Annotated in this window: 7 protein-coding genes and 3 pseudogenes; 3 read left to right on the top strand and 7 right to left on the bottom strand. The window is 37.1% G+C overall.

Annotated elements, in window-relative coordinates; all coding sequences use genetic code 11:
- Positions 1–896: 896 nt before the first annotated feature.
- From WHA_RS06480 to WHA_RS03820, 3 genes and pseudogenes are all read right to left on the bottom strand, one after another.
- Positions 897–1,884: pseudogene (locus tag WHA_RS06480) on the bottom strand (IS630 family transposase).
- 214 nt (positions 1,885–2,098) lie between these two features.
- A complete protein-coding gene (locus WHA_RS03825; RefSeq protein ID WP_179943635.1) occupies positions 2,099–2,317 on the bottom strand; it encodes a transposase in 219 nt (72 codons plus the stop codon).
- A 22-nt stretch (positions 2,318–2,339) separates the two neighbouring features.
- Positions 2,340–3,180 (bottom strand): annotated as a pseudogene (locus WHA_RS03820) (IS982 family transposase).
- 85 nt (positions 3,181–3,265) lie between these two features.
- Here WHA_RS03820 and WHA_RS03815 point away from each other — a divergent pair.
- Together WHA_RS03815 and uvrB are read left to right on the top strand one after the other, a co-directional pair.
- Positions 3,266–3,586: pseudogene (locus WHA_RS03815) on the top strand (transposase); the annotation flags it as partial.
- Positions 3,587–3,981: 395 nt separating this feature from the next.
- Positions 3,982–5,889 carry an excinuclease ABC subunit UvrB gene (gene uvrB / locus WHA_RS03810; protein ID WP_015589232.1) on the top strand — a complete coding sequence of 636 codons (1,908 nt, stop codon included), beginning with the start codon at positions 3,982–3,984 and terminating at the stop codon, positions 5,887–5,889.
- A 180-nt stretch (positions 5,890–6,069) separates the two neighbouring features.
- On the opposite strand, the gene WHA_RS06920 is transcribed toward uvrB, so the two are convergent.
- The 4 genes from WHA_RS06920 to WHA_RS03795 form a co-directional block, all read right to left on the bottom strand.
- Positions 6,070–7,854, bottom strand: coding sequence for a hypothetical protein (locus tag WHA_RS06920; protein WP_179943633.1), 1,785 nt, complete (start codon positions 7,852–7,854; stop codon positions 6,070–6,072).
- A gap of 67 nt (positions 7,855–7,921) precedes the next feature.
- Positions 7,922–9,157, bottom strand: a complete 1,236-nt coding sequence (locus tag WHA_RS03805) for a hypothetical protein (RefSeq protein WP_015589230.1) — start codon at positions 9,155–9,157, stop codon at positions 7,922–7,924.
- 21 nt (positions 9,158–9,178) lie between these two features.
- Positions 9,179–9,406, bottom strand: a complete 228-nt coding sequence (locus WHA_RS03800; RefSeq protein WP_015589227.1) for a hypothetical protein — start codon at positions 9,404–9,406, stop codon at positions 9,179–9,181.
- A 93-nt stretch (positions 9,407–9,499) separates the two neighbouring features.
- Positions 9,500–10,654: a hypothetical protein gene (locus WHA_RS03795; RefSeq protein WP_015589229.1), complete on the bottom strand. Its 1,155-nt coding sequence runs from the start codon at positions 10,652–10,654 to the stop codon at positions 9,500–9,502.
- Between the two features lie 550 nt (positions 10,655–11,204).
- On the opposite strand from WHA_RS03795, the gene WHA_RS03790 reads away from it, so the two are divergent.
- Positions 11,205–12,551, top strand: coding sequence for a hypothetical protein (locus tag WHA_RS03790; RefSeq protein WP_015589228.1), 1,347 nt, complete (start codon positions 11,205–11,207; stop codon positions 12,549–12,551).
- Positions 12,552–12,621: the final 70 nt, after the last annotated feature.

The raw sequence follows: 12,621 nt of genomic DNA, 5'->3' as shown, positions 1-12,621 counted from the left end.
TAATAAAAATTAGCTGAATATGCGAAGTAAATCTATAGCTAACCCAAGAAAGGGTTCCCTATGTCATACCGCGATTCATTCGCGGTATCTCTAGATCCCGCTAACAAGTAGCGGGATGACGAGCTTATCGTCACGCCGCCGCGAACCGTCATACCGCGATTCATTCGCGGTATCTCAAAGCATAGATCCCGCTAACACGTAGCGGGATGACGAGGTCATGCCACCGCGCGAACCGTCATACCGTCACGGTATCTCTAGATCCCGCTAACACGTAGGGGAATGACGAGGTCATGCCGCCACGAACCGTCATACCGCGATTCATTCGCGGTATCTCGGCAATAGATCCCGCTAACACGTAGCGGGATGACGGTTGTCGTTTAGCCATAAATATTAAGAAATTTACCAAATAAAAAAAAAGGCAAAAGAAGCCCTGGGGTTATTATCTGCTTTAAAATATTGGCGTTTTTTATGTTTTAAACGCTTGACAAGCAAGATTTAGCTGCTTTTAATTGCAACTAACCTACGCTGCAAATGTTTAAGAAATTTACTAAGCAGAAAAAAAGACAAAGAATCCCCGAGTTAGCTAGTCTTTTACTATCTCTGTCGAGTATTGGCATTTTTTGATGTCTTGTAACGCTTTATAAGCGCGTTCAGCTTATTTAGATAAAAATCTAGATGTAGATGAAGTTTTGTAAAGACATACAGTATCTATATACTGCAAAAAATTGAATATAAGACGCCGATACATTAAGTAATCCTTACCTTTTAATCTGCAGATCGGCGAAAGCAAATACAATAGCTTCAGTTTTATGATAAGGGGGCTGGCGAAGGGTGTCAAGCAAGTTTTTTGTTTCTATTCCCAATGTTATATGGTTATGTAATACCAATTCTCATTACTAGTGAATCAAATAAGCGGCATTGCAGAGTTTTTTAATTGTGGAGTGAGAAAGAGAGGTAATAAATTTGCACAAAGCGCTCTCAAGCAAAGCAATTGTGTCGTAGATTTTGTTACGCAAAATGTTCTGTTTTATATATAACCAAAACCTCTCAACAGGATTGAGGTCAGGTGAGTATGGTGGTAGGTATATAATGTCGATATTTTTAGGTACTTTTAAATTTTTGACTTATGCCAACTAGCACAATCCATGATAAGAAATGCCTCCCTTGTTCCTAAATATTGTGACATCTGCTCAAGGAATATATTCATACAATCAGTATTGACGTTTGAGCTAGAACTTTCTCCATTTCTGGGATTAACTGCACTATAGAGATAAAAATTTTGCCTACCTAGTTTTACCTTAACCTGTGTCCTAATGCCTTTTTTAAACCACCCGTGTCCAATCTTTGAATGTGTGCCAAACCGCGATTCATCGAAGAAAAATAGCTCTTTTTCAGGATACATGACAATAGTTTCATTAAGATTTTTTTTTAAATTCCTCTTGTTTACTTTTATCTTGTCCGTTATGCACTGGTCTTGGTGTGATATATGAGAATTTCATTCTTTGCATATTACGGTGTACTGTAGATTTGCTGATATTCAAACCAAACTTTTCTTGAATTCTTATTTTCATTTCTTTTATAGTAATATTGGGGTTTTCCTCTATCCACACCTCAACTTGTTCACGTTGACTTTGATTCAATATAGTTTTTCTACGGCGTTGAGGCGGAGCAAATAATTTTTCTTCTCTGCCAAATTTTAGGTCATGCAGTAAGTGCCTTTCTTGAAATGCAGCATATCTTTGCTACGGCTGTTATACTGTGCTTTTTTGCTGCAATTACAGCATTTAGTTTTTTTGCAACATATGCGTTATTTCTTACTTTCTTCAGCATTTCTTTTGCTGATTCCACCACTTTTTCATCCAATAATTTTGATCTTAATGCCATTTAAACCTCGCTACTTTACTTACTTCAGTATGGCTTTTTTTCTATTATTGTCTATCCGTTACTTGTGTAGCGGGAATTGGTATTACCACGAAGTCTAACTAAGTTCTTGCTTGTCCCTTCCATCGGCATTGCTATCTTTATTTTCAATAAAATTATTGTCCTATGCTCTTTTGATGTTTATTGATAATAAAATTCTGTTTTATCAACCAACATCCTATGCATAATTACAGCTAATTTTCTTGCTACTGCTACAATTGCTTTTTTCATTCCTTTTTTCTTCGCAACCCCAGTTTTTTAATTTAAATGTCCTCTTGGTAACTGTAAGCATTGTTTGTGCAGCTTCATATAACATACTTCTACATTCCGGTGGTCCCATCTTTGATATGCTGCCATGCCGATCAACTTCTCCAGAAGAATATTGCCTTGGTGTCAACCCTATATACCCCAGTTGCGGATTAGCCAACGAAGTAAAGCTTAGAAATGCAGCGGCTGTATGGAATATGAAACAAGCGTAGAAAAAATGTGTACCAAAAAATTTATCGGTGATCTATGGCGAGTATGCTCAATCTCAAATTTGTTTTTCAGAGAGCCAAAAACTGTCTCAATAATCGATCTTTTTCTTAACAAAATCTTCTCATTTAGCGCCATTAATGAGTTTTTCGTACCCTTTTTTATACTGGTTACAAGCTTTAACCCTCTATCGAATAATTCGTGAAAAAGATCTTTTTTGATATATCCTTTATCTCCAAACAATAATCCAGTCAATTTCTTAGTTAAATTTGGCACAGGTATCAACGTTGCCTTTTATCACCGTAACCCCTTGAATTTCGCCAGTTTCATTGATTACTAGATGTACCGAAAAACCACCCATAAGTAGTCTTTCCAATCTTTGCCAACCCTTTGAAAACTTTGTTTCTCGAGGTCCTTTTTGGATGGCAAACAGCGATAGATGTTGCATCTATGTACGAAATCCCTGTCACTTTTGACTGTTCGCAAAACCATTGCATTAAGAGCGCTAAATACCATAAAATCCGCGATTTTAACCTGATAAACCTACTATAGGATGGCAATTTTGGAAACGCTGATTCGTATAATAATTTCAAATAATGCACATAGAAAATTTTAAAATTGTCGCACTTGATATAGCAATATTATGGTAAAAATCTCTGAATGCGTAATCTCTGGCGTCCTGGTTGGTTTTTTGCCACTTGGTAGAAGTTTTTCTGCAAAATTTTCATCGACTGTATTGCGAAAATCATCGACTATACAAAAGATTTCTGTTACTTTCTCTTTCATTGGTAACCTCCTATTTTAGGAATGAATATCAAATACCTCGGAGTTTACCCTATTTCCTTACCTTTTCTATTTTTTCTAATTTACAACTGGGGTTAGCAGTGCTGTGAGAATGGTTGAAAGCGCAAAAGAAAACCTCTCGGAAGTTAAAAATATACTGGTCGATGCAGGTTATACAGGAGAAAATTTTGCAACTAAAATAAAAACGATTATTGGAGCAACTGTAGAAGTAATAAAACGAAGTGAATTACATTCCTTTGCTGTATTGCCACAAAGATGGGTTGTAGAGCGATCTTTCGCTTGGTTAGAAAAATGCAGACGATTGTGGAAAAATTGCGAGCGAAAACTTAACACTAGCCTACAAATGGTCGTTCTTTCCTTCATTTCTCTTCTATTGAGAAGATTTTAAACAGGTTCTAAATCTTTATTTTAAAAATGTCATATTGACCACCGGTACCTGAAAATACTATTCCAATTGATCAGAGCTATCCATTTCCTTAATTTTTGTAACGTTGTCATAGGAGTACTATAACTTTAGTATCAACTATGTTTTATTGTTTTTGCATCTAAAAAAATTTAGCTTATTCAAGCAGCATTTTGCCTTTTTTTGGATGTAGGGATTTTTTAGGAATTGTCTTCTTGAATTCTATGGTATTTTGTTTAACATTGAAACAAGATTCCAGTGTCAGCTACTTGCATGACATTGTTGGTTAATGTTTTATGGCTTTACGATAGCTATACAACTTATCTTAAAAGCAATATAGTGTTTACTATACAATGAATCAAAGATAGTAAGTAAAGTCTATGGAATTTCAAATCGCTACACATTTTCAACCGGCTGGGGATCAACCACAGGCAATCGATAGCTTAATTGCAGGGCTAAATAGCAATAAAAGAGATCAGGTTTTGCTTGGAGTTACTGGTTCTGGGAAAACTTTTACTATGGCAAATGTTATTGCAAGGACAAACAGGCCTGCATTAATTATGGCACACAATAAAACTTTAGCAGCACAGCTTTATGAGGAAATGAAAGGATTGTTTCCCCATAATGCTGTTGAATACTTCATTTCTTATTATGATTATTATCAACCTGAAGCCTATTTACCACAAACTGATACTTATATCGAAAAAGATTCTGCAATTAACGAAAGAATTGAGATGCTGCGTTATTCCACCGTCTGCTCCCTTTTGGAGCGCAGGGATACGATCGTAGTTGCCAGTGTTTCCTGCATATACGGTCTTGGTTCGCCTGAGAGCTACCGCAGCATGATCATACCGCTTAGTGTTGGAAATAAAATTCGTATTAATGATTTCCTGAGCAACTTAACTGATCTTCAATACAAGCGCTCTGATGCCAGGTTTGAGAGAGGATATTTCAGAGTGCGCGGCGATATTATTGATATATTTCCTTCCCATTATGAAAATAAAGCTTGGCGTTTATCGTTATTTGGCGATGAAATAGAAGAAATTTCTGAAGTTGATGCTATAACGGGCAATGTTACCAAAGGCGTAAATAAAATCACCATTTTTCCAAATAGCTATTACATAACCCCGCGTGAGGCTTTGTTGCAGGCAATTGAACTAGTCAAAAAAGAGCTGCATGAACGCTTGGATTATTACTACTCGCAAAATAAGATTGTTGAAGCAAAGCGCCTCGAGCAACGCACTAATTTTGATATCGAAATGATGAGAACAACAGGAATATGTAAAGGTATTGAAAATTATTCGCGTTATCTCTATGGAATGGAAGCTGGGGATCCACTGCCTACTTTGTTTGAATATTTACCCAAAGACGTAATTTTATTTGTTGATGAGAGTCATGTCACCGTTCCTCAGGTTGGTGCGATGTACAGTGGTAATGAGGCGCGTAAAAAGAAATTGATTGACTATGGCTTCAGGCTCCCTTCCGCTTTTGATAATCGTCCATTAAAATTTGAAGAGTGGGAGGGAGTTAGGCCGCAGACTGTTTACATTTCAGCCACTCCAGGAAAGTATGAGTTGGCAAAGACCAATAATGTATTTATAGAGCAAGTTATCCGTCCAACAGGGCTTACAGACCCAATCTGCATTGTAAAACCAATAGAGAGTCAAATTGATGATGTAATTCATGAGGCACAAGTGACAATAGGGAAGGGATTTTGTGTTTTAATCACTACATTGACGAAAAAGATGGCTGAAAATTTAGCTGAATATATGAGTGAATTGAATATGAGAGTGAGTTATTTGCATTCTGATATTGCTGCGCTGGAGAGAATAGAAATTATATACAAATTGAGATCTAAAGAAATCGATGTTTTAGTAGGTGTTAACTTGCTGAGGGAAGGTCTTGATATTCCAGAGTGTGGGTTGGTTGCAATTTTGGATGCTGATAAAGAAGGATTTTTGCGATCGGAAACTTCATTAATTCAAACGATTGGTCGTGCTGCACGTAATGCTGAAGGTAGAGTAATTTTGTATGCAGATAAAATCACTGGTTCTTTAGATCGTGCATTGAGAGAGACCGAAAGAAGAAGAAAAAAACAAGAAGAACATAATATATTGCACAATATTATCCCGAAGACTATAATAAAACCTATATCAAACACCTTACAGGAGAGGGCAATAGCAGAACCGAAAGTAAATACTAATAAGGATGATTTGAGAAAGCAAATGATAGAGCATGCTAAAAATTTGGAGTTTGAAGAAGCAGCAAGAATAAAAAAATTATTGTAAGGTTAAGTAATATATGATGCTACGGGCATAGCATGAAAGTGTAAATAATTTTATTGATATCTTTATATTAATACTTTTTAAACATTTAGTACCATGCAATACTTACAATGGATGAGAAAAATTAACACCAGTGCTCTCAGGGTCAGCTAATAAAACACTTAGGTGGCTGAGAGCAGTGGATTAGGTACAACTGTTAACTTTTTTCTCCTGCAAGTATTGCTCGATCTTAGTAGCATCCATTTTAGTTCTAACAGTGGAAGTACTGGAGTTCGATGAGACTGACGACCCACCACTAGCTTCTAGTCCATCTTCATCACTTCCAGTATCACTAGTCGATTTTTGTGAAGACGATCCTGAATAACCACTATCTTTAGAATTTGTAGAAGTGTTACCACTAATTTCTTGTTCATCAAAGAACTTAAAAAGTAAGCCTTTTTCTGCCTCCGAAGGTAAACCTGGGTGTAGTTGCTTTCCCTCCTTCTCAGGAGAAGAAAGGAGTAAGTTTAGCTTCTCTTTCCCACCAGGAGTATACAGCAAGTATTTTAACTGTGCATCCTCAAGAGAGTTGGAATCTAGTTTCTTCTGCAGCTTAGGACAAAGAAATGGGCGTAGTTCCTTCTTCTCGTCATTAGTAAGAGGTTTTTCTTGAGGAGAAGCCACTTTTGAGAGTGAAGAATTACGGTGAAGCCATTTTGCTAATTTGTCACGAAATGAACGGTGTGACATATTTTTAGGTTCTACACGAGAATAAATAAGTAAGGATATTATATTGCCTGCTTCAGGAGAGAAAGGTTTGGATATTCGCTCTCCCTCAGGAGACAAAAGTAAGGGTAATCGCTCCTTCCCTTCAGGAGAAAGAACTAAAGGTATCGTTTTTTGCCCCTCAGGAGAAGGTGAAAACAGCAGCTCTTTTCCCTTAGGAGAAAAAAGTGAATGCAGTTGTTGTTTATTCTCAGAAGAAAAAAGCGAGCATAGTTGCTTATTCCCCTCAGTAGAAAAAAGAAAGTCTAGTAGGTTTTCCTGTTCACGAGGATCCGAAATCGAGGATAACTGCTTTCCCGCCTCAGAAGAAAGAAGTAAGGGTAGTTGCTTCTTCCCTTCAGAAGAAGAAAAATAATCTAGAAAACACAAAAAAGCTTTTACTGTTTCATTACTAGCACAAGTAGAAAAATCCGCAAGTGGCAGTGACTGTGGCCGCTTATTGTCTACGGGAGGATTTAGATCTTTCCTTGATTCAGATATCCCTGGAACAGTACTAGTAGTTATAGAAGAATTCGACTGTGGCCGCTCAAGCGACCCTAAACCACTATCTACAGAAATTTTAGAACTACGGTACCCGGGCACATTTGGCTTGCTTACGGCATCTTGTGGCAAGTGTTCTGGAATACCACCAAAAGACGTGTTCTCTAGAGACTCTAATATACTAGATTGTCGTACCTTTGATGGAGTGCTACTACCTGAAAACGAATTACTTTCTGACCCTTTCCGGCTACTCGGAGATTCACTCTGTGGCTTTGCTTTAGAACACTCATCGTTACTTTCTAGATCACTTTCATCAGTAACTTGCTGTTTTTCAGGTTCCTCATTAGAAGCCACAGAATTTAAGGACATTGAATCATTCCATGCTGTAGGAAAAGGAGTCAATGATGGCCTATAGCTCACTTGCTGACCCTGAATCTTTATTAGCATACTTTCATCATCTGCCTGATCACCTTCCAATGCTCTCACACCCACCTGTGAGCAAGCCCCTTGCTCGCTTTTATCATGTTCTTCAGATTTCATACCCAAAATGTTCACATCTTTCAAACATGGAGAACGTGCAGAAAACTCAAGACTTGAGGACTTTTGATCATTCTTTGTCGTAAGTAGAATTGGTTTCGTCGATATTGTGTAATGAACTGGAGGAGTTATAACACGTGGAAAAGAAGTTAACGTTGATGGCAAAAAGTACGAATCCTCTGGCATACTTTCATCTCGTTTATCTATGTACGCGTATGAACTGGATGGCATGTCCGTTTGCTGAGAAGAAGTACTAGCCTGACCTATCTCTTCCCCCAGCACCAACTGAAACAGCCCCCCCTTTTCCTCCCTCTCTTTCCGATCCTTGCCTGGGATGCTTCTCTAACCCTTCACCACAACTTCGCTTGGGAAACTCCTGTGTCGGTGATGCTTCAGCTAATAGCGTTCGAGGAAGCCCAGGATCAATCTCTATTTGACCATCTTTATTGATTACAGAGTTTTCTATAATTACAGGAATTAAAAGAGCAATCTGTCTATTGGAAAAAGCATATACACCACCAAATCTACCTGATCGTGTGGTTTCAGTTTGACCTTTAATATCAGTCAAAAGATCATAACCAAATTGAGCATTAATCTTATTTGCCTCACCACGATTTAGGTACCTTGAAATATTACCCTCTTTGATTGTAGGTATAAAAGCAAAGCGATCTCCATTACTTATCTTGTCTTTATCGATAAACTCATCATAGTAATACCTGTGGATTGATATTTCAGTTAAGCGAAAGATTAGCTCGCCTATAGCATCCTTGTAGTGTTTAGCTTTCACTTTTAAATTATCACTGTGCTGAAGGTAAAAATTATACCCCACCTCTTTTTTAGAAGCTTCTGTTATATTTCTAATGAAACCAATATTTTCAACATCTTTAACATATACCTTATTGCCATCAATATGATAGAAATCTGAATAACTACAACCATGCTCCTCCATTTGTGCTTGAAGTGCCATCACAAAATACGTTTGCAGATTTGGGCCATTAAACAACAGACATTTTATATAACTAGATGACGGATCCATTTTTGCCTGCTTTATACTTGCGTTTAAAGTCTCTTCAATGCGTTTTTTACCAAGATGATGTTTTTCATCAATTTTCTTAATCACTCGGTCTTCGACATCATTTTCAAATTCCTCAGCAAAGTGCACCTTGAGATTAAAAATTACTCTAGAGTCTATAGGAACTGTGAGCTTAGTTATTCTTGTTTTCTTGTCATACTTTAACCATTTCTTATCAAAGTGAAATGGAAAAGATTCAAGATCAAAAACGTGACAAGCTACAAACTCATCAGAATAATATTCTCTTACTAAGTCTCTTGCCATCTGTGATAAGTACCTCTTTGCAGAGCGCCGACCACAATTAAACTTAACGACGATATTATCGCCCTCCACAACAAAATTAGTGTTGACTTTAGAGCCGTAATTACTAACGTTAAATGCATTAACCAGCTCCTTAACAAAATCTAAACTAGTCATAACTCCTCCCCTATCAAAATATTACTTTTCTTTATTTTTACTCCCAGCCTTATCAGCTTTAGTACCACTCATCCTCGTATAAGGATACTTACCACAATCATCAAACCTACTACGACCCTCGTGCATGTCTGGTCCACCACCTTCTCTAGGATTAGCTTTTAGCCAGGCAGCAGAATCATACCCACCAGAGCCTACCTTAAAACGAGGATCTCCTTGTGAACTAGAGCTCGCTTGTTGTTTTTTATCCATAATACCCTCCGTTAATAAAAATATTATGTAATCTATATATTATAAATAAATCATAAGTGCAACAACTTTTTTGCATTTTCATAAATTTTTTTTTCATTTCCCTTTATAACCTCCTTTAGGCTGAACATTTATAGAATTAAGTTCTGATTCTGGTGAAATTTGATCCTGCTCAGCAAGTAATTCACCGCAAATTTTATCTATATCAATTGTTTCTTTGCCAGTATTACTACTCTTTTGTCCACCAATTGACCCTACTGTTTCTTTGCTAGCATTACCACTATTTCTCATATTTTGCTCACCAGTTGACCCTACTGTTGGTGTCTGCCCGCTAATATTCATGCTTTTCTTTTCTGATTTTTCACTAGACCGCCCTGTCTTTTCAACAAATATTGGCCCCTTCTCCGCAGGTTTCTGTGGACACACCTCTTTCTTCTGTTCCTCCGGCTTCGCTTTTTTCTCTTCTTTGTCCACTTTTTGTTTTTGTGAATTTTCATGAGATTTTCTTTCAAGCTCAGTAAGACGCAATAGATGTTTCAAAGGATCTGACACAATTTCAAGTTCTGGTTTGCTCAGAACAACCGGCCTTACAAATCCTGGTGAAATTTCAAAAAGGAAAACTGGCACTTTAGGTTTTTCTCTTTCATCCACTTTCATTTCTACGTTTTCGCAAACTTCTTTATTTTCTTCCTTTAATGATGTTTTTTCTGCTTTTTTATCTTCTTTTTCTGTAGATGCCTCTACCGCAGCCGCCAACTCAACTCCAAACATCTCTGCGAACATTGTAACAATCCATCCGACAACAGCCATTTGTAACCTGAGTTTCAGATCTTGCAATGCAGTTAATCTTTCTAACGCCCTTGCAAACTCTTCTTCTGATAACTCACCACTGCCTAATTTCTCCTGCAATTCTTTTATCTCTTTGTCCAACCTCTGATTGAAACTTAAATCGCGTGCAAAAATCTTCTTGATTAACTCCTTAAGCTTATCACGCAAAAACTTCATTATCGCAGCAATCAGGTTTTTTTCTTTCTTCTCCTTGAGCATTTGGTAGATTTTCGGATCATCTACATCTACTTCAAAAAGGGTAAAGAGAGATTCAAAGAAATTCCAGAAATCTCCGAGTACTCTTCCTTTTTCACCAGTGAAGTAATCCTCATCATCACCTTGCCCGATATGTAGCTCTGCTTGAGATGATATTTCATCGATACAACTAGAAGCCTGACGCTCACACTCGAGCCTCCTGAGCAAATCTTGTCTGGTGAGCTCCTCTACGCACTGCCTCTATTGTCTGATATAGCTAAAGTGACTTACGATAATTTGAAAAACAAAAATTCGTCATTCCGCTACTTGTTAGCGGAATCTATACCGCGAATGAATCGCGGTATGACGTAGGACTGCTGTCATCCCAGTGCGTGACACTGGGATCTCGTTCCTTAACTTTATAGTGTAAATTATTTCAAATTGTGTCTAGCTGCAAGTATAATAATTTCCATTTATAGATAAAGTATGTTGCAAATGTTATGCCAAAGAGTATAATAAAATCTATATCAAATACTTTACAAGAAAAAGTGGGATAGAGGCAAAAGCAAATATTAATAAGGATAATTTAAGAAAAGTGCATGCTAGAGTTTGAAGAAGCAGTAAAAATAAAAAATATTATTGAAAGGTTAAATAGCACATGATATAATATATATATAGTGTAAAAATGTAAATAATTTTATTGACATCTTTACATTAATAGTTCTTAAATATTTAGTACTGTAGAATTAAATTATTAAGTTTTATGAAGGAAGTAAAAATGGTGGAAAGCTTTTCAGGTAACAACAAAGGCAGTAATTTTATTGAGGAGGCAAAAATAATGGAAAATTTTTCAGATAATAACGGAAACGGTAGCTCGATCTTCCAAGGAAAAATCAGGGAGCAAGATTTCTCTGCAGAGCAGAAGCTAAATGAACTAAAAGCAGCCATAGAGGAGCTCACCAGACAAGATTTGCTCAGGAGGCTCGAGTGTGAGCGTCAGGCTTCTAGTTGTATCGATGAAATATCATCTCAAGCAGAGCTACATATCGGGCAAGGTGATGATGAGGATTACTTCACTGGTGAAAAAGGAAGAGTACTCGGAGATTTCTGGAATTTCTTTGAATCTCTCTTTACCCTTTTTGAAGTAGATGTAGATGATCCGAAAATCTACCAAATGCTCAAGGAGAAGAAAGAAAAAAACCTGATTGCTGCGATAATGAAGTTTTTGCGTGATAAGCTTAAGGAGTTAATCAAGAAGATTTTTGCACGCGATTTAAGTTTCAATCAGAGGTTGGACAAAGAGATAAAAGAATTGCAGGAGAAATTAGGCAGTGGTGAGTTATCAGAAGAAGAGTTTGCAAGGGCGTTAGAAAGATTAACTGCATTGCAAGATCTGAAACTCAGGTTACAAATGGCTGTTGTCGGATGGATTGTTACAATGTTCGCAGAGATGTTTGGAGTTGAGTTGGCGGCTGCGGTAGAGGCATCTACAGAAAAAGAAGATAAAAAAGCAGAAAAAACATCATTAAAGGAAGAAAATAAAGAAGTTTGCGAAAACGTAGAAATGAAAGTGGATGAAAGAGAAAAACCTAAAGTGCCAGTTTTCCTTTTTGAAATTTCACCAGGATTTGTAAGGCCGGTTGTTCTGAGCAAACCAGAACTTGAAATTGTGTCAGATCCTTTGAAACATCTATTGCGTCTTACTGAGCTTGAAAGAAAATCTCATGAAAATTCACAAAAACAAAAAGTGGACAAAGAAGAGAAAAAAGCGAAGCCGGAGGAACAGAAGAAAGAGGTGTGTCCACAGAAACCTGCGGAGAAGGGGCCAATATTTGTTGAAAAGACAGGGCGGTCTAGTGAAAAATCAGAAAAGAAAAGCATGAATATTAGCGGGCAGACACCAACAGTAGGGTCAACTGGTGAGCAAAATATGAGAAATAGTGGTAATGCTAGCAAAGAAACAGTAGGGTCAATTGGTGGACAAAAGAGTAGTAATACTGGCAAAGAAACAATTGATATAGATAAAATTTGCGGTGAATTACTTGCTGAGCAGGATCAAATTTCACCAGAATCAGAACTTAATTCTATAAATGTTCAGCCTAAAGGAGGTTATAAAGGGAAATGAAAAAAAAATTTATGAAAATGCAAAAAAGTTGTTGCACTTATGATTTATTTATAATATATAGATTACATAA

Source organism: Wolbachia endosymbiont of Drosophila simulans wHa (assembly GCF_000376605.1).
In the GTDB taxonomy this organism is placed as follows: Bacteria; Pseudomonadota; Alphaproteobacteria; order Rickettsiales; family Anaplasmataceae; genus Wolbachia; species Wolbachia pipientis.
Note: the sequence above shows the minus strand (reverse complement) of the source record. Positions and strands in the feature narration are given on the sequence as shown.